The sequence below is a fragment of the Caballeronia sp. LjRoot34 genome (assembly GCF_964253815.1).
Classification (GTDB): Bacteria; Pseudomonadota; Gammaproteobacteria; order Burkholderiales; family Burkholderiaceae; genus Caballeronia.
On sequence record NZ_CAXUSB020000001.1, the window covers coordinates 1589228 to 1615711 of the forward strand.

A 26484-nucleotide genomic window follows, 5' to 3' on the forward strand; every position below is an offset into this window, starting at 1 on the left:
TCATGGCACTACACTTGCTCGAAGGTCCCGGTTGCCGCTGTGGTGCCTCTCGTGCCTCAGCGCGCCCTACGCAAAGGAGTCGTCGCTCATGCCGCAAACCCCCTCGAAGTCCTCTTCCGATCTCGACACCCTCGCCATCAACACCATCCGTACGCTGTCCATGGACGCCGTGCAAAAAGCCAATTCCGGTCACCCGGGTACGCCGATGGCGCTCGCACCGGTTGGTTTTCATCTGTGGCAAAACCACCTGCGCTATGACCCGGCTGAACCGCTGTGGCCGAATCGCGACCGCTTCGTGCTATCGGTCGGCCATGCGTCGATGCTGCTGTATTCGCTGCTGCACCTGACCGGTGTGAAAGCCGTCGATCATGCCGGTAAGCCAACGGGTGGTCCGGCGGTGTCGCTGGATGACATCAAGCATTTTCGGCAGCTCGACAGCAAGACGCCAGGTCACCCCGAATATCGCATGACAACGGGCGTTGAAACCACGACGGGTCCGCTCGGGCAGGGGCTTGGAAATAGCGTCGGCATGGCGATGGCCGGGCGCTGGTACGAGTCGCACTTCAACAAGCCGGATGCGCAGATTTTTGACTATCACGTGTATGCGCTGTGCGGCGACGGCGACATGATGGAAGGCATCTCGCATGAAGCTGCGTCCATGGCGGGGCATCTGAAGTTGTCGAATCTGACCTGGATCTACGACAGCAACCGCGTGACCATTGAAGGCCACACGGATCTCGCGTACAGCGACGACGTGGAAACGCGCTTCAAGGGCTACCACTGGAACACGCTGCATGTTGACGACGCCAACGACGGCGCGGCGCTCGAAGCTGCACTGAACCAGGCGAAGGCCAATACCAACGGACCTACGCTGATCGTGGTGAAGAGCATTATCGGCTGGGGTGCGCCGCATAAGCAGGACACCTCCGCAGCGCATGGCGAGCCGCTGGGCGTAGACGAAATCAAGCTCGCGAAGAAGTTCTACGGCTGGCCGGAAGACTCGAGTTTTCTCGTGCCGGACGGCGTGTATGAGCACTTCAACGAGGGCATCGGCGCGCGCGGCAAGGCGGCACGCGTTGCGTGGCAAAAGAGTTTCGATGACTACGCGAAGAAGTATCCGGACCTGGCGAAAGAGTTTGCGCAGATCGAAGCGCATGAGTTGCCGGAGGGCTGGGACGCGGCCATTCCCACGTTCGACGCCGATGCGAAGGGCATGGCGTCGCGGGAATCGTCGGGCAAGGTGTTGAACGCCATTGCACAGCATTTCCCCTGGATGATCGGCGGTTCGGCGGATCTGTCGCCATCGACGAAAACCGATATGAAGTTCGAGGGCGCGGGCAGTTTCGAGTTCGACAACTACGCCGGCCGCAACCTCCACTTCGGCATTCGCGAGCACGTAATGGGCGCCATTTGCAACGGCCTCGCGTTGTCGAACTTGCGGCCCTACGGCTCCACGTTCCTGATTTTCAGCGACTACATGAAGCCGCCCATCCGGCTTTCGGCCATCATGGAAGTGCCGGTGATCTACGTCTTCACGCACGATTCAATCGGTGTGGGCGAAGACGGTCCGACACATCAGCCGATCGAACAACTGGCATCGCTGCGCGGTGTGCCGGGTTTAAGCACCTATCGTCCGGGCGATGCGAACGAAGTTTCCGAATCGTGGCGTGCCGCGCTGGCCGAGCCGCAACGTCCGGCGTGCATCGTGGTGTCGCGCCAGCCAATGCCGACTTTCGACCGGACGAAATATGCATCGGCGAAGGGCGTTCACAAGGGCGCGTATGTCCTCGCCGACGCTGAAGGCGGCAAGAAGCCGGAAGTCATCCTGATGGGCACAGGCACCGAAGTGTCGGTATGCGTCGATACCTACGAGAAGCTCAAAAGCGAAGGGATCGCGGCGCGGGTCGTCTCCATGCCGTCATGGGATCTGTTCGAGCGGCAGGACAACGCCTACAAGGATTCCGTGTTCCCGCCGGACGTCGACGCGCGTGTATGCGTGGAGCAGGCAGGCACGCTCGGCTGGGATCGCTATGTCGGCCGTCTTGGTTCGCAGATCGTGATGCATACGTTCGGGGCGTCGGCTCCGCTTTCCGACCTGAAGAAGAAATTCGGCTTCACGCCCGAACACGTCTACGACGAAGCTAAAAAGCAGATCGAACGCGTCAAAACCAGCCATAAGGAGTAAGCCATCATGCAGATCGGAATCGTGGGACTAGGCCGTATGGGCGCGAACATCGCACGCCGCTTGATGCGCGGCGGGCAGACGTGCGTGGTGTACGACCATGCGCCCGAAGCGACGCAGGCGGTCGTAGCCGACGGCGCGACCGGCGCCGCCGACCTGGGCGATCTCGTGAAGAAACTTGCTGCGCCCCGCTCGGTCTGGCTGATGTTGCCGGCGGGCAAGATCACCGAAGACTCGCTGAACGATCTCTACGAAATCCTGGAAGCGGGCGACACGATCATCGACGGCGGCAACAGCTTCTATAAGGACGACATCGTCCACGCCGCGAAGCTGAAAGAGAAGGGCATCCATTTCGTCGATGTAGGCACATCCGGCGGCGTGTGGGGATTGGAGCGTGGGTATTGCATGATGATCGGCGGCGACAAGGACGTGGTACAGCGGCACGATCCGATTCTTTCGGTGCTGGCGCCCGGACGCGGCGATATCCCCGCTACGCCGAACCGCGAAGGTCGCGATGTACGCGTGGAAAATGGCTATATGCACGTGGGGCCGGTGGGGGCGGGTCATTTCGTGAAGATGGTGCATAACGGGATCGAGTACGGCTTGATGCAGGCGTACGCGGAAGGGTTCGACATCCTGAAGCACAAGTCGTCGACGGATCTGCCTGAGGCGCAGCGCTACGATCTGGATATAGCCGACGTCGCCGAGGTGTGGCGGCGCGGCAGCGTGGTGTCGTCGTGGCTGCTCGATCTGACCGCGGGTGCGCTGGCCGGGAACAGCACGCTCGATAAATACTCCGCCGAAGTGGCCGATAGCGGCGAAGGGCGCTGGACTATCGAGGCGGCGCTCGAGGAGGCGGTGCCGGCACAGGTGTTATCGGCGGCGCTGTATGCGCGGTTCGGGTCGCGCGAGGAGAATTCGTTCGCCGACAGGATGCTATCGGCGATGCGGTTCGGGTTTGGCGGCCACAAGGAGTTCAGCCCAGGACTGAAGTGATCTGATTTTTCCGCTGCTTTTTCCGCAGCGGCAAGCGGATTGAAGGACATTTAAAAGCCCGTTTCAACTCACGTTGGAACGGGCTTTTTTTGAGTACAACGGCTTGGAGCGGTCTGTATTTCAATCATTTCACCTAACGCATCATCCGTCGACGGAACAGCACCGCGCAGATAAAAAACGGCACGATCGCATACGCCGCGAGCACCGCCACATGCAGCACCACATGTTCTGCCGGCCGGTCGAGCATCGCGGGCCGGATCAGCGCGACCGCGTGCGACAACGGCAACAACAGCGAGACGTTTTGCGCCACCGCCGGTAACTGCGTGAGCGGGAAAAACACGCCGGAGAGCAGCAACATGGGCGTGAGCGCGAGCGTCTGGTAGAACATGAAAAAGTCGTAACTTGGCGCCACCGCCGTCACGATCATCGCCGTGCTGGAAAATGCCAAACCAGTCAGGACGATCACGGGCAACGCATACAGCATCGTTGGAAAACTCGCGTAACCGAGCACGCCGGCAACCAGCATGATCGCGACCCCCGAGAGCACCGACTTGCTTGCTGCCCACACAATTTCCGCGAGCACGATATCGCCCAGCGTGAGCGGCGTATGCATGATCGCCTCCCACGTGCGCTGCACATGCATGCGCGAGAAGCCGGAGTACATGGCCTCGAAACTCGCCGACATCATCACGCTTGACGCCACCGTACCCGCGGCGAGAAACGCGATGTACGAGACACCGTCCACGTGGCCGACCATCAGGCCGAGCCCGAGGCCCAGGCCGAACAGATAGATCATCGGATCGGCAAGATTGCCAAACATGGACGCAATCGCGAGCTTTTTCCAGACGAGATAATTTCGCCGCCAGACCGACATCCAGTTCGATGCGTTCGCTGGCATCGCACTCAGGAACGGCTCGCCATGAGGCTTGCGTTGCGGCTTGCCCTCCGGGCGGGCTGTATGCGCAGGGGACTCAGCGGCGTTCACATTCGGTTCGCTCGACATGGATCAGTCCACCATCTCACGCCCGGTCAGGCGCAAAAACACATCTTCAAGATTGGCCGGCCGGTGCAGGTAACGCACGCCGGGCCGTCCCTTGACCCGCTGATGCACGGGAGCAGGGTCGTCGACGTAACAAAATAGCGTCTCACCGCTAATTTCCATGCGCCCGACGAACGGCAAAAGCTCGTCGCGAAGAGCTTGCGGATCGGGACCGTAGATCTCGATCACGTCGCAGCCGATGACCCGCTGGATCAGGTCGTCAGGTTTGCCTTCGGCTACCTTGCGGCCTTCTTCGATCACGCACAGTCGGTCGCACAGCCGTTCGGCTTCCTCCATGAAATGCGTGGTAAGCAGGATCGTCTTGCCGCGTGCAAGCAGCGAGCGCAACCGTTCCCAGATCAGGTGCCGCGCTTGCGGATCGAGTCCGGTGGTCGGTTCGTCCATGACTAGCACGTCGGGATCGTTGACCAATGCGCGCGCCAGCGTCAGCCGCCGCTTCATTCCGCCCGATAACTCGCCGACCCGCGCGTTCGCCTTGCTTTCCAGCCGCGCGAATTCGAGCAGCGATGGAACCACGGCTTCAATCTCGCTGCCGCTCATGCCGAAATACCGGCCGAACACGAGCAGGTTTTCGCGGACGGTGAAGTCCGGATCGAGGTTGTCGAATTGCGGTACCACGCCTACACGGCGCCGGGCGTAGCGGGCGCGTGAGGGGATCGGTTCATCGACGAGACGGATCGTGCCCGCATCGGGCGCGGTCAGGCCGAGCAGCATCTTGAGCGTGGTCGTTTTACCCGCGCCGTTGGGTCCAAGCAGGCCGAAACACTCGCCGGGCTGGACGTGGAACGACAGGCCGTTCACGACCGTCTTGTCACCGTAGTGTTTTTCGACGTCGATAAATTCGATCGCCGGATTTGGCTGTGCGGCGGTCGTGCGGATTGCGTCGCTGGGTAACACTGCTGCATCTGACATGCGCAAACTCGGGTGTTGGGTCGGAAGTTCGGTCTCAAGACAAGCTAACTAGTTTAATCGATTGCACCAACGAGGCGCGTCCCACCCTCGCGACCTGCACTGCGGGCGCGCACGCGAGCTGATTTGCGGTCGCCGGACGCTTTCGCGACGCCTTGATTAAGCGCTAGAAAGTCCGCCCATCAAGGGATTGACGTTCCTGGCACGGTGTCCGCTTGGCGTTTCGCGAGCAACCGGGCCGCATTAGCGTTTTCCATCGTTGCCACCGTTTTAGCGACGCACCATGATGAAGGCAACGCGGCCCGGGTTTTGTCGCCCGCCCGGCCCACGGGGCAGAATCTGCAACACTTGACGACCGTTTTTTTGATGCCCTTTGCTGCCGTTGTGCAGCGCGGAGAACCACCATGGCGAGCTATCGAAAAATCCTGTTGTGTTACGACGGCTCTCGCGAAGGGCGTAAGGCATTACGTGACGGCGCGAACCTCGCGCTCGACCTGAAAGCCGAAACGCATGTGCTCGCCGTTGTCGATATGCGCTCCAGCATCGCCCAAAGTGCCGGCCTCCTCACCGATATGGCATGCGGCCGTTTCGAAGACGCTGCCCGGGACATCTTGCGCGAAGGCGTGGATTGGCTGACCGAGCGGGGCGTGCCGGCGCAGGGCCACTTCGCGTTCGGCCATCCTATCGATGAAATTGCCGGACTCGCGCAGAGCCTGCAGGTGGATCTGGTGGTGGTGGGACATCGGTGCCGCACGGGTCTTGCGCGCTGGTGGATGGGCGCGGGTAACACGCCGCTGATGGATCGGGTGTCTTGCAGCATTTTGGTGGCGGTGTCGCCGACGGGTACATCGGCGGAACAGGAAGACGCCGCGCATGCGGCGATGCCCGCGAAAGCCGAGGCCAGTGTTTGATGCTGCGACGGGTTTACTGAGGTTGAAAGCGGCTAAGCTGGTGCCGCTTTCAGCCAGCAAGTCGCCAAGCACAAGCAGCAAGGCCAGCTAGCAAGTAGCAACTAGGCGGACAGTCCCATTGCTGCGGGAACACTGATAGCCTAGCCGTCGTTCAACTCCACTGCGACCAGCTTCCACGAGAACAACCCGTAGCGCCGGAGAATGGCCGAATAGCGTGCGTCGCCGGTTCCATGCTGGTAATTCACCGCGAAAGTATCGAAACTTCGATACCCCGCCGTGGTTTGCGGCGGCGGTTTCGGTGCGGACGGTGAAGCTACGACGGGCGCGGCTCCCGGGGTAGCGACAACAGCGCCGCTCGCCTCGGACGGAACTGGCGGTTTCTCGCCCGGATCGCCCTGTGGCGGTATGCCATTGAGAATAGCCGCCACGCCGTCGGGCGTTGCATACGAATCGACCAGCGGGCCGATTAGCGCCGCGCCAATCATGGCGCCGATCATCGCTAACGGATTGCCGCTCTTCTGTATGTCGATTTTTCGGGTCAACAACTGACCGACCTGGTCCTTCAGGCTTTCACGCAGCAGCGGAAAGTCGACGTACTGATTCACAGTTTGAGCGTCACGGGCGTCGGCGGCGCGTTTCAACCGGTCGAGCGCGATGTACGGCGACGCATAGATCACACCGAGCACTGCCACGACGACAACAACCAACAACGTAATAACAACGGACTTGCTGGTACGGGACAGGGACATACGCTAAGGCGCCTTTGGGCTGATGAGGTGAATGCGGCTCGAATGCAAGTGCAGAGGCCAAAGAAGCCTCAACCCCTGGATGGACCACACCGGCGCCAGAATTATCCCCGCGAATCTTATCGCTTCGAAAAATCAGGCGAGCAATCCGCCTTCAACGCCGGCCCGCTCCTCGTCGATACAACGGTCGATCATGCGCGACACCGCTTCAATATTGCCGACCATGATGACCCGCGATTCACCGCGATACACCCGCACCGGCGCCCGTTGCTCGGCCTGCGTATGCACCGATGCACTCAGCGATACCCGGGCGAACGCCGGCTGCCGCGAGGGCAGGACGGGCAGTTCGTCGAAGAGATCGGGGGTGTCTGCTGGCTTTGGGGTCTTGCAGGAGATCAGCGAGCGCAGATGCCGCAAACGGCCGAACTCGCGGAATTGCCGAAACGACAGGGGTGCACGTGCTGTCGGCGCGAACGATGCAGATAAAAAAGAAGCAGAAAACAACCGGGCGAATCGTTCCATGATGTTTCTCCGATGACCGATGACAATAGGACGCGCACCGGTTCATCACCAATGCGATGTCCGTCACGCTTTATAGGGCCGGAATTCAAGCGCAGTGCGGCTAGGGGCGGGAACACCCGGAATACTCGGAACACCCCGCCGCCGCCCTGCAAATCAGAAATCAACAAACAGACATCAAAGCAGAAGCTGAAAACCTTGCAGAAATCAAAGCTCGCCGGAACGAATCAACCCGACCGCAATACCTTCCAGCGCAAAGTCGTCGCTGCCTGACGCGACGAAGATGTTCTCGTAATCAGGGTTTTCAGCGATCAGTTCAACGCCATCTGGACGACGTTTCCACCGTTTGACCGTGACGTCGTCGCCAAGTCGCGCCACGACGATCTGCCCGTCCTTTGCCTCGTTTTTCTTCTGCACAGCGAGCAGATCACCGTCGAAGATCCCTGCGTCGCGCATGGAAAGACCGCGCACCTTCAACAGATAGTCCGGTTTGCTGGAGAACAGCGCCGGGTCGCAGGCGTAATGCTTGGAGATGTGTTCCTGCGCGAGGATCGGACTGCCGGCCGCCACGCGCCCGACCAGCGGCAAGGACAATTGCATGATGCTGGCATGGGGCAACGTGAACTGATGAGGCCCTTCGTCGAGGCCGCCATTGGTCAGCAAACGAATGCCGCGCGATGAACCCGCCGCCAGTTCGATCACCCCTTTACGCGCCAGCGCCCGAAGATGCTCTTCGGCGGAATTAGCGGAGCTAAAACCAAGTTCGGCTGCGATCTCGGCGCGCGTGGGCGGAAACCCCGTACGTTCGATCGCGCGCTGGATCAGTTCGAAAACCTCTTGCTGCCGCGCAGTCAGTTTGCTCATTTTGGTCACGTGCTTTTGCCCCTTGTATGGCTGGTCGTCCACTGTATGGATGAACAGATGCCTGTAGTTTTATACAGTATTCGGCGCTTTTCAAGCTTTACTTTAAGTTCGACGTCGTCAGAACCACACAGAGCCTATAAACAGGGTGCTCCAACGGCTGTTTGATGGCCGCAACGCCGCTTCCAGCCGTCATTAGCACTTTTTGATCTAAAAGAATGAATAACAATTATTTTTAATAATGAAAGCTCGTCGATAGACTCGGCTGCTCAAACCACATAAGACGGGGAACGGGGTAATGCGGAGTCAGAATTCGAGGTGGGGCGCACGTGCAAGGAAGCTGTTTGCCACGGCGGTGATCGGGGCAGCGTCGGTGACCGGGATGACCGCGGGCATGATCGCGCAAGCGCACGCCGACACGTCGTTCCTGAACGTGTCGTATGACCCGACGCGTGAGTTGTACCAGGAGTTCAATCAGGCTTTCGGCAAGAAATGGAAGGCTGAAACCGGAGAGACCGTCACATTCAAGCAATCGCACGGCGGCTCCGGCGGTCAGGCTCGCTCGGTTCTCGACGGTTTGCAGGCAGATGTGGTGACGCTGGCGCTGGCCTATGACATTGATGCGCTCGCAGCCAAGGGGCTGGTTAGCCAGGACTGGCAGAAGCGCTTGCCGGACAACGCGTCGCCGTATACATCGACGATCGTGTTCCTCGTGCGCAAAGGCAACCCGAAGCAGATCAAGGACTGGCCGGATCTGCTCAAGCCGGACGTCTCTATCGTGACGCCGAATCCGAAGACGTCTGGCGGCGCGCGCTGGAATTACCTCGCGGCGTGGGCTTATGCAGAACATCTGCCAGGCGGCAACGCAACGACTGCCAAGGACTTCGTAACCAAGCTCTATAAGAACGCCGGCGTGCTGGATTCGGGCGCGCGGGGCGCGACCACCAGCTTCGTGCAGCGCGGGCAGGGTGACGTGCTGATCGCGTGGGAAAACGAGGCGTTCCTGTCGCTGAAGGAATTTGGCTCGGACAAATTCGAGATCGTCGTGCCGTCGGTGAGCATCCTGGCTGAGCCGCCGGTGGCCGTCGTCGACAAGGTCGTGGATCGTCATGGCGACCGCAAGCTGGCCGAGGCGTACCTCAAATATTTGTATAGCGAGGAAGGCCAGGAAATCGCGGCACGCAACTTCTATCGGCCGCGCTCCACCGCTGTTCCCGCTGCGCTGACGAAGCAGTTCCCGAAGATCAAGCTCTACACCATCGACGACTCGTTCGGTGGCTGGACCAACGCACAAAAGACGCATTTCGCCGATGGCGGCGTGTTCGATTCGATCTATCAGCCGCAGTAAGCACGGCGGCATGAAGGGCAGCACTGCCGGCGCTTATGCGCTCGCGGTGCTGTAGTCGTAAAAGAAGCCTGAAATAACACGATGGCCGCATAGACGGCCATGAAACCAACCCGAAGCTCGACCCCGAAGCGCCGTCCCCGCGGCGCGGCGGAACTGGATGATTCACGCATGACGACTTTCACTTTCCGCAAGCCCAGCGCACTGCCGGGCTTCGGCCTAACGCTCGGCATCACGGTGGCGTATTTGAGCCTCGTGGTGCTGATTCCGCTTGCCGCGACCTTCGCCAAGACGGCCACGCTCGACTGGGCGACGTTCGTGCGCGCCGTCACGTCGCCGCGCGTGCTGGCGTCGTATCGGCTGACGTTTACCGCTGCCCTCGGTGGCGCGCTGATCAACGCCGTGTTCGGTTTCCTCGTGGCGTGGGTGCTCGTGCGCTACACGTTCCCGTTCAAGCGCGTGGTGGATGCTGTCGTCGATCTGCCGTTTGCATTGCCGACTTCCGTGGCCGGCATTGCGCTCGCCGCGGTCTATGCGCCGAATGGCTGGATCGGCCAGTTTCTCGCACCCCTCGGGATCAAGGTGGCGTTTACGCCGTTGGGCGTGCTCGTGGCGCTGACGTTTATCGGCTTGCCGTTCGTCGTGCGCACCGTACAACCCGTGCTGGAAGATTTCGAACGCGAGCAGGAAGAAGCGGCCGCGTGCCTTGGCGCCACGCGCTGGCTGACGTTTCGCCGCGTGGTGCTGCCGTCGCTGTTTCCCGCGATCCTGACTGGCTTCGCGCTCGCGTTTGCGCGTGCCTTGGGCGAATACGGGTCGGTGATTTTCATCGCAGGTAATGTGCCGATGAAGTCCGAAATCACGTCGCTGCTGATCATCACGAAGCTCGAACAATACGACTACGCCGGGGCGACCGCGATCGCCGTGGTGATGCTGTGTGTATCGTTCCTGATGCTGCTGCTGATCAACACGCTGCAATGGTTCCTGCAACGGCGCACGAGCCGCGGTGGCGCAGGTCCTGCGCCTGCTTCGGCCGGTGCATTGCATATCGACGGGGCGAAAGCATGAGCGCCGTCAAACAGAAAACTGTGGATGTGACCACGGCCCGTGTGACTGAGCACAAGCTTGATCCGGTTACCGAACCCCGTGTCGTGCGCTGGATCCTGACGGCCATCGCGCTGATTTTCCTGGCGCTGTTTCTTGTGGTGCCGCTCGCCGCCGTGTTTGCACAAGCGTTCGCGAAGGGCGTGGACTATTACTTCGATTCGCTGAAGGACCCCGACGCGTGGTCCGCGATCAAGCTCACGCTGATCGTCGCCGCGATTGCGGTGCCGCTGAACGTGGTGTTCGGGTTGACGGCGTCCTGGTCTATCGCGAAGTTCGAATTCCGCGGCAAAGCCTTCCTCACGACGCTGATCGACTTGCCGTTTTCGGTGTCACCGGTCGTCTCGGGCCTGATCTACGTGCTGATGTTCGGCGCGCAAGGCTGGTTCGGTCCCTGGCTCATCGACCACGACGTGCAGATCATCTTCGCGGTGCCCGGCATTGTGCTCGCCACTATCTTCGTCACGTTCCCCTTTGTCGCACGCGAGCTGATCCCGCTGATGCAGGCGCAAGGCAACGACGAAGAAGAAGCCGCGCATGTACTCGGCGCGTCGGGCTGGCAGATCTTCCGCCGCGTGACGCTGCCGAACGTGAAATGGGGTTTGCTGTATGGCGTGATTCTCTGCAATGCACGTGCGATGGGCGAGTTCGGCGCGGTATCGGTGGTATCGGGCCATATTCGCGGACAAACCGACACCATGCCGCTGCATGTAGAAATTCTCTACAACGAATACAACTTTTCGGCGGCGTTCGCCGTGGCGTCGCTGCTTGCGCTGCTCGCGCTCGTCACGCTCGGCCTGAAGCTGCTTGCCGAGCGCCGCATGTCGCAATCGATTGAAGCAGTGCAGGCGCAACCCGCTGAGTTGCCGGTCGCGTCACTCCAGAACTAGAAGGCGAAAATCACCATGAGCATCATTGTTCGCAATTTGCAGAAACGCTTCGGCGATTTCGTCGCGCTGGACAACGTCTCGCTCGACTTCCCGTCGGGCGAACTCGTCGCGCTGCTCGGACCGTCGGGCTGTGGCAAGACCACGCTGCTGCGCGTGATCGCGGGGCTGGAATACGCGGACGCCGGTTCGGTCGTGCTGAACGGCGAGGACGTGGCGGCCGTGGGTGCGCGGGAACGGCAGGTCGGTTTCGTGTTCCAGCATTACGCGCTGTTCCGTCACATGACCGTGTTCGAGAACGTGGCGTTCGGCCTGCGCGTGAAACCGCGCAAGGAACGGCCGTCCGAGGCGGTGATCCGCGAGAAAGTGCATGAATTGCTGAAGCTCGTGCAGCTTGACTGGCTGGCGCAACGGTTTCCGTCTGAGCTTTCCGGTGGGCAGCGGCAGCGGATCGCGCTGGCCCGGGCGCTTGCCGTCGAACCGAAGGTGCTGCTGCTCGACGAACCGTTCGGCGCACTCGATGCCAAGGTCCGCAAGGAGCTGCGTAGCTGGCTGCGGCGTCTGCACGACGACCTGCATATCTCGACTATTTTCGTCACGCACGACCAGGAAGAGGCGCTTGAAGTCGCGGATCGGATCGTGGTGCTCAATCGTGGGCATGTGGAGCAGGTCGGCAGTCCGCAAGACGTCTATGATCATCCGCAGACATCGTTTGTGTACGAGTTTCTCGGCGCGGCAAACCGGCTCAGGGGCAGCGTGGATGCGAACGGTTTTGTGGCGCAAGGCGCTGCGCAGCCGATTCCGACCGTCGCCAATTTCGCGGGTCCGGCGGTGGCTTACGTCCGGCCGCACGACCTGACGCTCTTCCCGACGGCGTCGGGTCATCGCGATGGCATCGTGGTCGATGTCCGCCGTGTCGTGACGCTCGGCGGTTCGGTGCGCGTGGATCTGGAAGGCGCTGAAGGCAACGTGCTGGAAGCGGAACTGGATCGCGAAACCTGGCGTGGATTAAATCTGAATATCGGCGACGGCGTGACCGCCGTGCCGCGTGTTCTGCGTGTGTTCCCGGCGCATTGAGCTTATTGAATAAGCATACTGAAGAGAGAGGCTGACATGAACTTCCAGCAATTGCGTTTCGTACGTGAAGCCGTCCGGCAGAACATGAATCTGACCGAGGTCGCGAACGTGCTTTATACGTCGCAATCGGGTGTGTCGAAGCAAATCAAGGACCTTGAGGACGAACTCGGCGTCGATATCTTCATTCGACGCGGCAAGCGGCTCACGGGCCTGACCGAGCCGGGCAAGGAAGTGCATCAGGTGATCGAGCGCATGCTGCTCGATGCCGAGAACCTCCGCCGCGTCGCCCGCCAGTTCGCCGATCAGGACAACGGCCATCTGGTCGTGGCGACCACCCACACGCAAGCGCGTTACGCGCTGCCCAAGGTGATCCGCCAATTCACCGAGGTATTCCCGAAGGTTCATCTCGCGCTGCGTCAGGGCAGTCCGCAGCAGATCGCGCAGATGATCATCAACGGCGAGGCGGACATCGGCATTTCGACGGAAGCGCTCGATAGGTACCCGGATATCGTCACGTTCCCGTGCTATTCGTGGCACCACACGGTGGTCGTGCCAAAGGGGCATCCGCTGGTCGGCCGCGAGAACATCACGCTCGACGAGATCGCCGAATATCCGATCGTCACGTATGACCACGATTTCACCGGCCGTTCGCATGTCGATCAGGCGTTTGCGAAAGCGGGCGCGCTGCCGGACGTGGTGCTGACCGCTATCGATGCCGACGTCATCAAGACGTATGTGGAACTGGGCATGGGCATCGGCATCGTGGCGGCGATGGCCTTCGACGAAAAACGCGATACCGAACTCGTCGCGCTCGACACGCAACATCTGTTCGAAGCCAGCACCACGCGCGTGGGCTTGAGGAAGGGTGCTTTCCTGCGGGCATATGCGTACAGGCTGATCGAGATGTTCGCACCGCAACTCGACGAAGCGCAGATCGCGGCTCAATTGCGGGAAGCTGCCTAACCCTTTGAAAGTTTGAGAGCCTGGAAATCAGCCGGCCGCCGCTCCGCTACAATTACGGCCATGAACTCATCACACACTTCATTGCCGCGGATCGTGGCGCTGGCTACCGGCGGAACCATCGCGGGCGAGGCCGGCGATGCCGCCAAAACCTCGGGTTACAAGGCCGGCGTAGTCGGCGTCGATAAACTGCTCGGCGCCGTGCCTTCGCTCTCGCAAGTCGCGCAGATCCAGGCCGAGCAGGTAGCGAGCATCGACAGCAAGGACATGACGCCGGCGCTGTGGATTACCCTCTGCGCGCGAGTGAATGCGTTGCTGGCGCAGGACGATATCGACGGTATCGTCATCACGCACGGCACCGATACGCTCGAGGAAACCGCCTACCTGTTGCACCTGACCGTGAAAAGTGAAAAACCGGTTGTGCTCACGGCGGCCATGCGGCCCGCGACGGCCTTATCCGCCGACGGCCCGTTGAATCTTCTCAACGCGGTGACGGTGGCGGCGAACCGGGCATCGTGGAAGCAGGGCGTGCTGGTCGCGTTCAATAACCAGATCCACTGCGCCCGCGACGTGACCAAGACAAGCACCTATGCCGTCGATGCCTTCCGTTCGCCCGAAGGCGGTGCGCTCGGCTGGGTGCAGGACGGGCAGGTGGAATTCCAGCGTTCAGTGGTCAGGCCGCATACGCTGCATAGCCCGTTCCAGATGCCCGCTGAACCGCCGGCGGTCGAGATCGTGACGAGTTACGCAGGGGCGTCGCGAGCGGCTATCGATGCATTCGTTGCCTCGGGTGTCAAAGGACTCGTGATTGCAGGGACGGGCAACGGCTCGATTCATTCGACGCTGCAACAGGCTCTTGCCGATGCCGTCAAACACGGCGTGGCGGTTGTACGTTCGTCACGGGTGGGAGCGGGCCACGTGATGCGCAACGGCGCTGCGCCCGACGATGCACTTGGCTCGATCACGGCAGGCGCTTTGAACCCGTACAAGGCGCGCGTGCTGCTGATGTTGGCGTTGGCGGCGGGCACAGCGGCGGCAGACTTGCAGCGTGTGTTCGATACGTACTGACGCAAGATCTGCTGCGTTAGCTTTCTATCACCCCAGCACCTTCCGATACTGCACGAACCCCGACCGGTCCGCGATGCGGTCATACAACTGCATCGCGTCGGTATTGGTTTCATGAGTCAACCACCAGACTCGCGAGCACTGTGCTTCCGCGGCCTTGGCATAGACATGCTCGATGAGTTTGCGCCCAATCCCGCCTCCGCGAATATCCGGTTCTACGTATAAATCCTGCAGATAGCAATAGTCACCGGTCGTCCAGCACGACCGATGCATGATCCAGTGCACCACCCCGACTATACGACCATCGATTACTGCCACCGCGCCGAATACCGGCTCCGTGGGATCGAGCATGCGCGCCCACGTGCGTTGAGTTGTGTCCATCGGGATATCGGTCTTGTAGAACGCCTGGTAACCGCGCCATAACGCCGACCACGCATCGAAGTCGGCAACAGCCACCGATCTGATCTCAACAGGGGGTCTTGGTGTCATGGGCGCGGTTTTCCCGAAGGTAATTGGAACAGTGCGAAATAGCGTGGGAGATCATAGGGCGCTTCAGCAAAAGCAAAAAGATCCAGCAGCGCTTGTTTTCCAGGTGCCACGTGCCGAAAGCGTCCGTAGAGTGAAATAAACAGCGAAGGTAACGATGGGTTCGCGCGTTCCAGATGTTGATGCCATGGCGGTATTTCGCATCAGAACCGACGTTTGCTTCAGAAAATCCAACCATGATCGGAAAGCAAGATCTATTAGTTAGAAATGCGAACAAAATATGAAACATCAAAATTCAATGGGCGAAACCCTGCCTCGATGGCATCTGGATGCACCGAAATGGTCGTTAAATTCCCTTGGAGAGTGCGGGCCCATGCACTAGACTTGAGCCAGAGTTTTCGAGAGTGATAGTCCTTGCGATCGCTCGGAACAGCGAGCCGTGTGGTGCGGACATATAGATCATGGTTCGTCAGGTTTTGAAATTATGTTCGGAATACTATTTAATATCTGATTTTCAAACACCCGAAAAATAGGGGCTGCCAGTTCGCAACCCGGATGGGCGGCATAAGTAATGAAACATCCCATGGCTGTGTATTCCTTGCAGGACCTACATCGGTCGCTTGCGCAACCAATGCTGCTCACCGACGGTCCCGACTCTTCTGTGGACGGCACTCCACTCAGGCTATTTATCAGGCAACCGTTCACCGAATCGGGTGAGACGCAGCAGCGATTAGTCGAACAGATATTGCAAATAATCGACACCGCCAACGACTCGCGCTGCCCTTTCAACTATCTCACTGGCACCGGCGCTGAAAGTGCCGATACTTTCAGGGAATCGTTTGAGCGTGACCGTCACTTGCCCTTTACGCCGAAGAATTTCCGTGACTATCGGCTGAAACTGTTGGACCAGGCCGATGTCCTGATCAATATCAGGGTTGGTATGAGCGAGAGCAGTGCCTTTGAGCTGAGCTATCACATCTTCAAGGGGCGATGCTCCCCGATCCTGTTTCTTGTCTGGAAGCATGCTCCGATCAAAACGACGCTCATTCGCGAACTCGATGATTTATGTGAGGTGACTTACCTGGAGTTCGAACACCCGGACGAACTGAGGGCCGGCATACACGGGTTTTTCCAGATACTGTCGATCAGGCGTACGGTCCGGAATGCAACGCTCTGGCAAAGGATAATTCGATAGCGCCCACGGCCGGCCCCGGTCTGTCGTCCGTAACAGAACCGGTTGACCCGGAACCAAAAAACGCGACCCTCGGGTCGCGTTTTTACTCAACCATTCAACCCGTCATCAGGCCAGCGCGGGAATCCGCAGAACCTGTCCCGGGTAAATCTTGTCCGGGCTCTTGAGCATCGGTTTGTTGGCTTCGAAGATCACGTCGTTCTTCGCGCCGTTGCCGTAGTACTTGTCGGCGATTTTCCATAGATTGTCGCCGGAAGCCACCGTATGAAATTGCGAAACGGGCGTGGGGGTCGGTACGGTCAGTTGATCGTCGACCTTGTCCACATGCTGCACGTTACCCGCTGCCACGAGGATCTTTTCCTTCGTCGCCTGATCGGCGGCCTGGCCGCTGACTGTGACCGTATGCGACGCGCCATCGAAGCTGACTTGCAGGTTGTCGGCGCTCAAGCCTTGCGTGCGGATGTAGGCGGCGATTGCGTCACCTGCCGTCTTGTTGAGCGCGGCGACATCAACGGTCGGCGCAGCCTGAGCCGTGGTTGAAACAGCGCCGAACAATTTTTCGCCCGCGTCCTTGATGAAACTGAAAATGCCCATGTTGCAACTCCTGTAATAACCGGGTAGATCGACCTGATAAAGCCGAGCCATTTAGTCTCCAGAACTAATCGATAGTTCTCGGATTTCACCGATGGAATTGTCAAACTGTGTGGATGGGCATTTTTTGAGAACGTAAACAAAAAAAGATCCGGCAAGGCGGACACCCGGCAATGACGTCTGACCGACCAAGGCTTCCACGTCATCACCGGGCGCCGCTTGACGGACCCCGCTTTATTGCACTTTCTGCAACCGGCTATGCTTATGCGTCAAGTAACCGCCACGTATGCATCAGCCGGTCTTCAAGCAGTTCATTCGGTAACCTGATGATTCGACATCAGTTCCAACGCCTTCACCATTCCCGAGTGATCCCACTCGCGTCCGCCGTTTGCCACGCACACGCTGAACAACTGCTGCGCGCTCGCCGTATGCGGCAAAGCAAGACCAAGTTTCTTCGCACTTTCCAGCGCGAGGTTCAGATCCTTCTGATGCAATTCGATCCGAAAGCCCGGATTGAACGTGCGCTTGGTCATGCGTTCGCCATGAACTTCCAAGATCCGCGATGCGGCAAAACCGCCCATCAACGCACGCCGCACGCGCTCGGGATCCGCACCGGACTTTGAAGCGAACAGCAACGCTTCGGCCACCGCTTCAATGTTCAACGCCACGATGATCTGGTTTGCGACCTTGCACGTTTGTCCCGCGCCGTTATCGCCGATGAGCGTCACATTCTTGCCCATGACATCAAAGAGCGGCTTTGCGCGCTCGAACGCCGCTTCCGGGCCACCGACCATAATCGTCAATGAAGCTTCACGTGCGCCGACTTCGCCGCCTGACACGGGTGCATCGAGATAATCGCAGCCTAGCGCGTTGATTTTCTTGGCGAACGCTTGCGTTTCGAGCGGCGAGATGGAGCTCATGTCGATCACGAGCTGGCCTTTCTCGAGTCCCTTCGCCACGCCGTCTTCTGCAAAGAGGACGTTAGCGACATCGGGCGTGTCCGGCACCATGATGATGATGATTTCGCTTGCCCGCGCAACGTCGGTCGAGCTGGCAGCTACTTTGCCTAGCGAGCGCAGGTCGTCCGGCACAGGGTACGCGCCGTTCAGCACTAGCGAATGGCCAGCTTTCTTCAAATTGCGCGCCATGTGCGCGCCCATGATGCCAAGGCCGATAAATCCGATTGTTGCCATTATGCGTGTCTCCTCCAGTTATGCCACTGCGCGTGCAGTCTTCCAGCCAGCGATTTCCTGAAGCCAGCCAAGGCCGGCCGCAGTCGTGCCGCGCGGTTTGTACTCGCAACCAATCCAGCCGTCGTAGCCAAGCGAATCGAGCCACGAGAACAGGAACGGATAGTTGATCTCGCCCGTACCCGGTTCATTGCGGCCGGGGTTATCGGCCAACTGAATATGCGCAATGGACGGCAGGTTGCGCTTGATCGTGGCAGCCAGTTCGCCTTCCATGCGCTGCATGTGATAGATGTCGTATTGCAGGAACAGGTTGTCCGACCCTACGTCGCGAATCACGTCGAGTCCTTCCTGCGACCGGTTCAGCGCGAAGCCGGGGATATCGAAGTGATTGCACGGCTCGACCAGCAGCTTGATGCCTTCTTTCTTCAACGCGGTGGCCGCAAACTTCAAATTTTCAACGATGGTCGCCCGCGCTTCCTCACGGCTCACCGAAGCCGTTGGAATGCCGACGAGACAATTCAGTTGCGGCACGTTCAGCGCCTTCGCGTACTCGATCGCCCGCGTTACGCCCTCACGGAATTCTTCTCGGCGATCGGGCAGGCACGCGATGCCACGCTCGCCGCCTTCCCAATTCCCGGCCGGCAAGTTATGCAGCACGAGCTGAAGATTGTTGGCGTCCAGTCGTTGACGCAGATCGGCCGCTGCATACGGATACGGGAACAGAAATTCAACCGCCTCGAAGCCCGCCTCCGACGCCGCCGCAAAGCGGTCAAGGAACGGCACTTCGTTGAACAGCATGGTCAGGTTTGCAGCAAATTTCGGCATGGTTTTTGTTCTCTCTCAGGCGTTATGCGCAATGGCCGTCGGTGCGTCCTGCTCGCTTTCGGCGAGCGGTTCGAATTCGTTGATCGCATCGATCTCCGTGCCCATCGCGATGTTCGTCACGCGCTCGAGGATCACTTCAACAATGATCGGCACGCCGAATTCCGCGAGCATTCCCTGGGCCTTGCGAAGGGCGGGAGCGAGGTCTTCCGGATTGAACACGCGCACTGCCTTGCAGCCAAGTCCTTCGGCCACGGCGACGTGATCGACGCCATAACCGTTCAGATCGGGTGCATTGATGTTCTCGAAGGCGAGCTGGACGCAGTAGTCCATATCGAAGCCGCGTTGCGCCTGACGGATCAGGCCGAGGTACGAGTTGTTCACCACCACATGGATGTACGGCAGCCGGAATTGCGCACCAACCGCAAGTTCTTCGATCATGAACTGGAAGTCGTAATCGCCCGAGAGCGCGACGATCGGCCGTTGCGGGTCCGCGGCACGAACACCGAGCGCGGCCGGAATGGTCCAGCCGAGCGGGCCGGCCTGACCGCAATTGATCCAGTTGCGCGCCTTGTACACATGCAGGAACTGCGCGCCGGCGATTTGCGACAGACCGATCGTCGAGACGTAGCAGGTATCGCGGCCGAAGACCTTGTTCATTTCTTCGTAGACGCGTTGCGGTTTCATCGGCACGTTGTCGAAGTGCGTCTTGCGATGCAACGTGCGCTTGCGTTCCTGGCACTCGCCGACCCACGCGCCGCGATCCTTCAGCTTGCCCGCGGCCTTCCATTCACGCGCCACTTCCACAAACAGTTCGAGCGCGAATTTTGCGTCGGAGACAATGCCGAGATCCGGGCCGAACACGCGGCCAATCTGCGTCGGTTCAATGTCCACGTGCACAAACGTACGGCCCTTCGTATAAACCTCGACGCTGCCCGTGTGACGGTTCGCCCAGCGATTGCCGATGCCCAGCACGAAATCGGATGCGAGCATCGAAGCGTTCCCGTAGCGATGCGCCGTTTGCAAACCGCACATGCCGGCCATCAGCGGATGGTCGTCGGGGATTGCGCCCCAGCTCATCAGCGTGGGGATCACCGGCACGTTCATGATTTCAGCGAACTCGACCAGCAGATCCTCGGCCGCCGCGTTCAGCACGCCGCCGCCGGACACGATCAACGGCCGCTCGGAGGCCGTCAGCATCGCCAGCGCTTTCTCGATCTGAGCGCGCGTTGCTTTGGGCTTGTAGACGGGCAGGGGTTCGTACGTGTCGATATCGAATTCGATTTCCGCGAGTTGCACGTCGATCGGCAAATCGACCAGCACCGGACCCGGACGGCCTGAGCGCATCAGGTGGAATGCCTGCTGGAACACGCGCGGCACGAGCGCCGGTTCGCGCACGGTTACCGCCCACTTGGTCACCGGCTTGGCGATCGATTCAATATCGACGGCCTGGAAGTCTTCTTTATAGAGACGCGCACGCGGCGCCTGGCCTGTGATCGCGAGGATCGGAATGGAGTCGGCCTGGGCGGAATACAGCCCGGTGATCATGTCCGTTCCCGCCGGTCCCGACGTGCCAATACACACGCCGATATTCCCCGGTGCCGCCCGCGTATAACCTTCGGCCATATGCGACGCGCCTTCCACATGGCGTGCCAGCACGTGGCCGATGCTGCCGGCCCGTTGCAGGGCGGAGTAGAACGGGTTGATCGCCGCGCCCGGAACGCCGAACGCCATTTCGATCCCTTCTTTTTCCAGCACGAGAACGGCTGCGTCGACTGCTCGCATTTTTGTCATGAGTGTCTCCTTCCATTGTGTTCTGCTGCATCGCGCCGTTGCGCAATGTCGTTAAGGGGACTTTATGCGTATGCGGGAGTGTTGATAAGATCAGCCAGAGTCGTTTGATCCGATACAAAAAGTATGGAATGAATGAGCAATGGAGGCCAAGAAAATGGACCGCTTCAGGCAGATTGAGACGTTCGTGAAGGTCGCCGAGGCCGGCAGTCTGGCTGCGGCGGCGCTGGAGGAGGGGGTGTCGCCAGTCATTTTGGGGCGGCGTATTGATGCCTTAGAGAAGCGTCTGGGCGTCAAGCTGATGTACCGCTCCACGCGTCGTCTGGTGGTAAGCGAGGAGGGTGCGGCGTTCCTGGAGCGCTGCCGTGGACTGCTGGCGGACTGGAATCAGGCCGAAGACGAGCTCGCCGACGGCCAGCGCACCGTCGATGGCCACCTGATCGTCTCCGCCCCGGCGGCCTTCGGACGAATGCACGTGGCGCCGCACGCGCCAGGTTTTCTCGTCGATAAACCCGCGTTACAGATGTCGTTCAACCTGAACGACCGCGTTGCCGACCTGATTCGCGAGGGTTACGACCTGTCGATCCGCATAGGCGGGGCGGTCGATCAGAACTTCGTTGCCGTGAAGCTCGCCGATAACCGCCGCGTGGTCTGCGGCACGCCGGCGTATTTCAAGAAGCACGGCAAGCCGAAATCGCTCGATGACCTGCCGCGCCACAACTGTCTCGCGTTCAATTTGCAGGGCGGGCAGAATCGCGGCTGGTATTTCCGCCGCAACGGTAAACTTGCGACGGTGCGTGTCTCGGGCAACCTGGATTGCAACGACGGCGAATTGCTCCACCGATGGGTATCGGAAGGGCATGGGCTTGGCTGGCGCTCGACCTGGGAAATCCAGCGTCAACTGGCAAATGGCGAACTGGAAACCGTTCTGGACGAGTTCGCGCTGCCCGATTACGACATCCTCGCGGTCTATCCGCAGCAGCGCTACGTGCCGGCGAAAGTGCGCTACTTCATTGATTATTTGAAGAAAATCTACGCCCAGCCGGATTACTGGAGCCGCGAACGATGAGTTTCCGGGCCGCTCAGGCATGCACGAGTGCTAAGCCATTGAAAACACAGCGGAAGTAATACGCGAAATGCGTAAATCAGTTGTGTGGCCGGCCGTATCTCGCTATAATCGCTGGCTTCTCTCTTGCCGCACCGGTCCGACGCCCGGGTGGCTTTATATCCTCAAGGAGTAACAATGCGTCATTACGAAATCGTATTTATCGTGCATCCGGATCAAAGCGAGCAAGTGCCCGCCATGATCGAACGGTACAAAACCACGATCACAACACACGGTGGTTCGATCCATCGCATCGAAGACTGGGGCCGCCGTCAGCTGGCTTACATGATCGAGAAGCTTGCGAAGGCTCACTACGTGTGCATGAACATTGAATGCAGCCAGGAAACGCTCGAAGAACTGGAACACGCGTTCAAGTTCAACGACGCTGTGCTGCGTCACCTCATCGTCAAGCTGAAGAAGGCCGAAACCGGCCCGTCGCCGATGATGAAGGAAGTTCACCGCGAAGAAGCCAAGAAGGCGGCCAGCCAGCCGTCGACTGAAGCTCATGCAGCTCCGGCCGCAAGCTCGCAGGCAAACTAATCAAGAAGGCGACTTTTAAGGTCGTCGCGTCACCAGGAATCAAGTGAACCGGCTGCAACTGACAGCAAGCGTTGTGGAGCGAGAACCGGTGCGGTACACCCCCGCCGGCGTCCCCATAGCGAGTTGCACGTTGCATCACCGTACGGAAGTCGTCGAAGCGGGCATTGCCCGGCAAATCGAACTGACTCTCCCGGCGGTCGCGGCCGGTGCTGCGAGCGGCAAGCTGGAAAGCCTCGTAATGGGCGTAGAAACGCTCTTCACGGGCTTCATGGCGAAGAAAAGCCGCAACGCGCGAACCCTGGTGTTTCACATCACAGAATTGCAGGATATTGGAAAGGACTGAACATGCCCCGCCCGACTGGTAAGAAATTCGACAAACGTCGTCAGCAACAAAACCCGCTCTTCAAGCGCAAGAAGTTCTGCCGTTTCACCGCGGCCAATGTCGAGACCATCGACTACAAGGACACGGAAACGCTGAAGGACTTCGTTGGTGAGAACGGCAAGATCACGCCGGCTCGTCTGACAGGAACGAAGGCTCACTACCAACGTCAGCTCGATACGGCTATCAAGCGCGCTCGTTTTCTCGCGCTGCTGCCGTACACCGACCTGCACAAGGCCTAATCAGACGACGCAATAAGGAAAAAGCCAAATGCAAATCATTCTTTTGGAAAAAGTCGTCAACCTGGGCAACCTGGGCGACATCGTTCGTGTCAAGGACGGTTACGCACGTAACTTCCTGATCCCGGGCAAGAAGGCCCGCCGTGCAACGAAGGACGCAATCGCGGAATTCGAAGTGCGCCGCGCCGATCTGGAAAAAGTTGCCGCTGAAAAGCTGGCAGCCGCTACGGCCCTGGGCGAAAAGCTGAGCGGCGCGACCGTTCAGATCTCGCAAAAGGCTGGCGTCGACGGTCGTTTGTTCGGTTCGGTGACGAATGCGGACATCGCCGAAGCGCTGAAGAAGCAAGGCCTGGCCGAAGTCGAAAAGTCGCAAGTGCGTCTGGCCGACGGCCCGCTGAAGCTGGTTGGCGATCACGCTATCCAGGTTGCACTGCACACCGACGTAGTTGTCGACGTGACGGTGTCGGTGCTGGGCGAACACGCTTAAGTGTCTCGCTGGCCGGGCTTAGCCCCTGCCGCGAAGCCAAAAGTAATGCGGTAAAAGAAGGGCGGGAACCCTCAACGGTTCCCGCCTTTTTTGTTTTTCCATCTCCCTTCGCTCCGTCATTTCGCCGATAATTCCTCCCCATGAACGCACCGTCGAAAGATCCCCAACTGGATGCGCTGAAGGTCCCGCCGCATTCCATCGAAGCCGAGCAGTCCGTCATTGGCGGCTTGCTGCTGGATAACGCCGCATGGGACCGTATTGCGGACGTGATGTCGCATGGCGATTTCTACCGCTACGACCATCGGATCATTTATGAGGCGATCGGCAAGCTGATCGCGACCACGCGCCCGGCCGACGTGATCACCGTCTACGAGGCGCTGACGAACACCGGCAAGGCCGAAGAGGTGGGCGGCCTGGCATACCTGAACGCGCTCGCGCAGAACACGCCGAGCGCCGCGAACATTCGCCGTTATGCGGAAATCGTCCGGGATCGGGCGGTGTTGCGCCGTCTGGTATCGGTCGCAGATGAAATTTCCGCCGACGCCTTTAATCCGCAAGGCAAGGAAGTGCGCCAGTTGCTGGACGAGGCCGAGGCGAAGGTGTTCTCGATCGCGGAAAGTGGCGCGCGCGGCACGCAGGGTTTTCTCGAAATCGGGCCGTTGCTCACGCAGGTGGTCGAGCGTATCGACACGCTTTATCACACCGCGAATCCTAGCGATGTGACCGGCACGCCAACAGGTTTCGTCGATCTGGACCGCATGACTTCGGGGATGCACGGCGGTGAACTGATCATCGTGGCAGGTCGGCCGTCGATGGGTAAAACTGCGTTCTCGATGAATATCGGTGAATACGTGGCCGTTGAATATGGCCTTCCGGTTGCCGTGTTCTCAATGGAAATGCCGGGCACGCAGCTCACCATGCGTATGCTGGGTTCGGTGGGCCGTTTGGATCAGCACAGAATGCGTACCGGCCGTCTCACCGACGAAGACTGGCCGAAGCTCACGCACGCTGTGCAGAAAATGAGCGAGGCGCAGATCTTTATCGATGAAACGGGTGGGCTGAACCCGATGGAGCTACGCTCGCGCTCGCGCCGTCTGGCACGGCAATGCGGCAAGCTGGGCCTGATCATCGTGGACTATTTGCAGCTTATGTCCGGCTCCGGTTCGGCCGGTGAAAACCGCGCGACCGAAATCTCGGAAATCTCGCGTTCACTCAAAAGCCTTGCCAAAGAACTGGACGTTCCCGTGATGGCGCTTTCGCAGTTGAATCGCGGGTTGGAGCAGCGTCCGAACAAACGCCCGATCATGTCCGACTTGCGTGAGTCCGGCGCTATCGAACAGGACGCGGACGTGATTCTTTTCATCTATCGCGACGAAGTCTACAACCCGGATAGCCCGGACAAAGGCACGGCCGAGATCATCATCGGTAAGCAGCGTAATGGTCCAATCGGTCCCATTCGACTCACGTTCCAGGGTCAATACACGAAGTTCGAGAATTTTGCCGGTGCGCAGAATTTCTACGGCGACTAGGGAACTTATCGCCTGTCCACGTTTGATTTGACGTCGGTCAGGGTGCTTCGATGGTCCCGCGAAGGTACAATGTGGCAGTTTTATGTCAGCGCCATTTTGAGCCACTTTCCGGGATTTTCATGTTCGGTCGATTCATGCCCACCGAGGGCAAAAAATAGGCTCTCAAGACGTTCCAGAAGATCTCGATGCAAGACTTAACATACTGAAAACAAAGAGAATTGTGTTCCATGCGGTTCCAGATGTTCCCAATATGTTTTTGCGTATAATTTACGTACGGCTCGATGGCATGACATACTGTCCTCTCCGGATAGGGGGGCGATATGACTGCCAACATCAGAAGCAAGACCGCTCGCGCCAAACTGGCGCCGCGCCGCAATCCATACTTCGAGAAGATCCGGAGAGGCGTGTTCGTCGGCTTTCGTAAGCTGGAGGCGGGGCCGGGCACGTGGGTCGGTCGATACCGCACCGATGATGGTGCGCAGACTTTCAAGGCGCTCGGCGAATTTGCCGAATATGACGACGCCCAAAGGGCCGTTGAGGAATGGGCGAAAGGGCTTGAAGGCGGCGTAAAGAATCAAAAAACGACGGTTTCCGATGCATGTGAGTCGTACGTTAAAAAGCTGCTGATTGATAACTCTCCGTCAAGCTCCCGGGACGCGGAATACCGTTTCAAGCGCCTCGTATACAAATCCACGGTGCCCGGCGATCCGCTACGGATAGGACGGGTCGAGCTGTCGAAGCTGCGAGCCATGGATGTTGAGAAATGGAGAAACGATCAACTGGACGACGACGATCCGGATGACGAAGAAAGCTATAACCGGGCTAAAGATACGGCCAACCGCAATCTGGCTGCTCTTAAGGCGGCCTTGAATTACGCGAAGAAGTGCCAGTTGGTCTCAAGTGACACCGGGTGGAAGGATGTCAACAAATTTCCGAAGGTGGGTGCACGGCGTAACGGCTGGCTTACAGCGGAACAGCGCCGCACGCTGCTGGCTGCTATGTCCGATGACTTACGTACATTGGCTAGTGCGCTACTCCTCACCGGCGCGCGGCCGGGCGAACTGGCTCGCGCAAATGCAAGCGACCTCGATCGAAATGCCGGCACGATATGGCTCGACGGCAAGACGGGGCGACGGGAAGTTGACCTGTCAACAGCGGCTCGCGCATTTTTCGCTGAGCAAGCCCGAGACAAGATTGCGAATGCACCGCTGTTGACTAATTCTTTTTCGCAGCGTTGGACGGCTGCGCAATGGGGGAAGGCGTTCAGAGAAGCGCGTGACGCGGCTGGCCTTCCCGATGCAGTCCTGTACTGCATGCGCCACACCTACATCAGTGAAGCCATCGCACAAGGTATAGACGTGTATACAGTTGCTGATCTTACCGGCACGAGCGTAGCTATCATTCAATCGAACTACGGAAACCGGACGGATAACATCGTTGAGCGCCTCGACAGGGTTTCGATCCTGTAGCGACAATTTCGCGGCACGCGGGTATACCGGTTGACGTTTGCA

General features: G+C 59.4%; 27 protein-coding genes. 17 read left to right on the top strand and 10 right to left on the bottom strand.

Annotation, left to right across the window (positions count from 1 at the left end; translation table 11 throughout):
• Positions 1 to 88 precede the first annotated feature (88 nt).
• On the top strand, positions 89 to 2185 hold the full coding sequence (gene tkt / locus ACSQ36_RS07045; protein WP_436181349.1) for a transketolase: 2097 nt from the start codon (positions 89 to 91) through the stop codon (positions 2183 to 2185).
• 6 nt (positions 2186 to 2191) lie between these two features.
• Positions 2192 to 3178 carry a phosphogluconate dehydrogenase (NAD(+)-dependent, decarboxylating) gene (gene gnd, locus ACSQ36_RS07050; protein WP_436181350.1) on the top strand — a complete coding sequence of 329 codons (987 nt, stop codon included), beginning with the start codon at positions 2192 to 2194 and terminating at the stop codon, positions 3176 to 3178.
• Positions 3179 to 3311: 133 nt separating this feature from the next.
• Here gnd and ACSQ36_RS07055 read toward each other — a convergent pair whose 3' ends face one another.
• Positions 3312 to 4076: an ABC transporter permease gene (locus ACSQ36_RS07055; RefSeq protein ID WP_120309997.1), complete on the bottom strand. Its 765-nt coding sequence runs from the start codon at positions 4074 to 4076 to the stop codon at positions 3312 to 3314.
• A 108-nt stretch (positions 4077 to 4184) separates the two neighbouring features.
• Entirely contained in the window at positions 4185 to 5150 is a 966-nt protein-coding gene (gene nodI, locus ACSQ36_RS07060; RefSeq protein WP_436181351.1) for a nodulation factor ABC transporter ATP-binding protein NodI, read from the bottom strand.
• 401 nt (positions 5151 to 5551) lie between these two features.
• On the opposite strand from nodI, the gene ACSQ36_RS07065 reads away from it, so the two are divergent.
• Positions 5552 to 6058: a universal stress protein gene (locus ACSQ36_RS07065; RefSeq protein ID WP_213764021.1), complete on the top strand. Its 507-nt coding sequence runs from the start codon at positions 5552 to 5554 to the stop codon at positions 6056 to 6058.
• A gap of 140 nt (positions 6059 to 6198) precedes the next feature.
• On the opposite strand, the gene ACSQ36_RS07070 is transcribed toward ACSQ36_RS07065, so the two are convergent.
• From ACSQ36_RS07070 to lexA, 3 genes are all read right to left on the bottom strand, one after another.
• Positions 6199 to 6807: a DUF2939 domain-containing protein gene (locus tag ACSQ36_RS07070; RefSeq protein ID WP_436181352.1), complete on the bottom strand. Its 609-nt coding sequence runs from the start codon at positions 6805 to 6807 to the stop codon at positions 6199 to 6201.
• A 132-nt stretch (positions 6808 to 6939) separates the two neighbouring features.
• Positions 6940 to 7326 (bottom strand): hypothetical protein, encoded by a 387-nt coding sequence (locus tag ACSQ36_RS07075; RefSeq protein WP_436181353.1) that lies wholly within the window; start codon positions 7324 to 7326, stop codon positions 6940 to 6942.
• A 204-nt stretch (positions 7327 to 7530) separates the two neighbouring features.
• Positions 7531 to 8187: a transcriptional repressor LexA gene (lexA, locus tag ACSQ36_RS07080; RefSeq protein WP_213764019.1), complete on the bottom strand. Its 657-nt coding sequence runs from the start codon at positions 8185 to 8187 to the stop codon at positions 7531 to 7533.
• Between the two features lie 295 nt (positions 8188 to 8482).
• On the opposite strand from lexA, the gene ACSQ36_RS07085 reads away from it, so the two are divergent.
• The 6 genes from ACSQ36_RS07085 to ACSQ36_RS07110 all read left to right on the top strand — a co-directional run bounded on the left by ACSQ36_RS07085 (position 8483) and on the right by ACSQ36_RS07110 (position 14625).
• Complete coding sequence (locus ACSQ36_RS07085) at positions 8483 to 9532, top strand: sulfate ABC transporter substrate-binding protein (RefSeq protein ID WP_436181354.1); 1050 nt, start codon at positions 8483 to 8485, stop codon at positions 9530 to 9532.
• A 168-nt stretch (positions 9533 to 9700) separates the two neighbouring features.
• Complete coding sequence (gene cysT, locus ACSQ36_RS07090) at positions 9701 to 10597, top strand: sulfate ABC transporter permease subunit CysT (RefSeq protein WP_213764017.1); 897 nt, start codon at positions 9701 to 9703, stop codon at positions 10595 to 10597.
• Positions 10594 to 11523, top strand: coding sequence for a sulfate ABC transporter permease subunit CysW (gene cysW, locus ACSQ36_RS07095; protein WP_436181355.1), 930 nt, complete (start codon positions 10594 to 10596; stop codon positions 11521 to 11523). Before cysT ends, cysW begins: the two co-directional genes overlap by 4 nt.
• Positions 11524 to 11538: 15 nt before the next feature.
• Complete coding sequence (locus tag ACSQ36_RS07100; protein WP_213764015.1) at positions 11539 to 12597, top strand: sulfate/molybdate ABC transporter ATP-binding protein; 1059 nt, start codon at positions 11539 to 11541, stop codon at positions 12595 to 12597.
• Between the two features lie 36 nt (positions 12598 to 12633).
• Positions 12634 to 13560: a CysB family HTH-type transcriptional regulator gene (locus ACSQ36_RS07105; protein ID WP_062090223.1), complete on the top strand. Its 927-nt coding sequence runs from the start codon at positions 12634 to 12636 to the stop codon at positions 13558 to 13560.
• A 60-nt stretch (positions 13561 to 13620) separates the two neighbouring features.
• Positions 13621 to 14625, top strand: a complete 1005-nt coding sequence (locus tag ACSQ36_RS07110) for an asparaginase (protein WP_436181356.1) — start codon at positions 13621 to 13623, stop codon at positions 14623 to 14625.
• A gap of 27 nt (positions 14626 to 14652) precedes the next feature.
• On the opposite strand, the gene ACSQ36_RS07115 is transcribed toward ACSQ36_RS07110, so the two are convergent.
• On the bottom strand, positions 14653 to 15111 hold the full coding sequence (locus ACSQ36_RS07115) for an N-acetyltransferase family protein (protein ID WP_436181357.1): 459 nt from the start codon (positions 15109 to 15111) through the stop codon (positions 14653 to 14655).
• A gap of 568 nt (positions 15112 to 15679) precedes the next feature.
• On the opposite strand from ACSQ36_RS07115, the gene ACSQ36_RS07120 reads away from it, so the two are divergent.
• Positions 15680 to 16303: a hypothetical protein gene (locus tag ACSQ36_RS07120; RefSeq protein WP_213764012.1), complete on the top strand. Its 624-nt coding sequence runs from the start codon at positions 15680 to 15682 to the stop codon at positions 16301 to 16303.
• A 105-nt stretch (positions 16304 to 16408) separates the two neighbouring features.
• Here the strand turns inward: ACSQ36_RS07120 and lysM are convergent, their stop codons facing one another.
• The 4 genes from lysM to gcl form a co-directional block, all read right to left on the bottom strand.
• Positions 16409 to 16894, bottom strand: coding sequence for a peptidoglycan-binding protein LysM (gene lysM, locus ACSQ36_RS07125; RefSeq protein WP_213764140.1), 486 nt, complete (start codon positions 16892 to 16894; stop codon positions 16409 to 16411).
• A gap of 308 nt (positions 16895 to 17202) precedes the next feature.
• Positions 17203 to 18084, bottom strand: a complete 882-nt coding sequence (glxR, locus tag ACSQ36_RS07130; RefSeq protein ID WP_213764011.1) for a 2-hydroxy-3-oxopropionate reductase — start codon at positions 18082 to 18084, stop codon at positions 17203 to 17205.
• Between the two features lie 18 nt (positions 18085 to 18102).
• Positions 18103 to 18906 carry a hydroxypyruvate isomerase gene (gene hyi, locus ACSQ36_RS07135; protein ID WP_436181358.1) on the bottom strand — a complete coding sequence of 268 codons (804 nt, stop codon included), beginning with the start codon at positions 18904 to 18906 and terminating at the stop codon, positions 18103 to 18105.
• A gap of 15 nt (positions 18907 to 18921) precedes the next feature.
• Complete coding sequence (gcl, locus tag ACSQ36_RS07140; protein ID WP_436181359.1) at positions 18922 to 20697, bottom strand: glyoxylate carboligase; 1776 nt, start codon at positions 20695 to 20697, stop codon at positions 18922 to 18924.
• 154 nt (positions 20698 to 20851) lie between these two features.
• On the opposite strand from gcl, the gene ACSQ36_RS07145 reads away from it, so the two are divergent.
• The 7 genes from ACSQ36_RS07145 to ACSQ36_RS07175 all read left to right on the top strand — a co-directional run bounded on the left by ACSQ36_RS07145 (position 20852) and on the right by ACSQ36_RS07175 (position 26442).
• On the top strand, positions 20852 to 21763 hold the full coding sequence (locus ACSQ36_RS07145) for a LysR family transcriptional regulator (protein ID WP_213764139.1): 912 nt from the start codon (positions 20852 to 20854) through the stop codon (positions 21761 to 21763).
• Between the two features lie 174 nt (positions 21764 to 21937).
• A complete protein-coding gene (rpsF, locus tag ACSQ36_RS07150) occupies positions 21938 to 22339 on the top strand; it encodes a 30S ribosomal protein S6 (protein WP_031359789.1) in 402 nt (133 codons plus the stop codon).
• Positions 22340 to 22382: 43 nt separating this feature from the next.
• On the top strand, positions 22383 to 22682 hold the full coding sequence (gene priB, locus ACSQ36_RS07155; RefSeq protein ID WP_436181360.1) for a primosomal replication protein N: 300 nt from the start codon (positions 22383 to 22385) through the stop codon (positions 22680 to 22682).
• A gap of 2 nt (positions 22683 to 22684) precedes the next feature.
• Positions 22685 to 22960, top strand: a complete 276-nt coding sequence (gene rpsR, locus ACSQ36_RS07160; RefSeq protein WP_031359787.1) for a 30S ribosomal protein S18 — start codon at positions 22685 to 22687, stop codon at positions 22958 to 22960.
• 28 nt (positions 22961 to 22988) lie between these two features.
• The gene (gene rplI, locus ACSQ36_RS07165; protein WP_089159054.1) at positions 22989 to 23444 is read left to right on the top strand and encodes a 50S ribosomal protein L9; all 456 of its coding nucleotides are present in this window, start codon (positions 22989 to 22991) and stop codon (positions 23442 to 23444) included.
• Positions 23445 to 23584: 140 nt separating this feature from the next.
• Positions 23585 to 24973 carry a replicative DNA helicase gene (locus ACSQ36_RS07170; protein WP_031359785.1) on the top strand — a complete coding sequence of 463 codons (1389 nt, stop codon included), beginning with the start codon at positions 23585 to 23587 and terminating at the stop codon, positions 24971 to 24973.
• Positions 24974 to 25293: 320 nt separating this feature from the next.
• Positions 25294 to 26442, top strand: a complete 1149-nt coding sequence (locus ACSQ36_RS07175) for a tyrosine-type recombinase/integrase (protein WP_436181361.1) — start codon at positions 25294 to 25296, stop codon at positions 26440 to 26442.
• Positions 26443 to 26484: the final 42 nt, after the last annotated feature.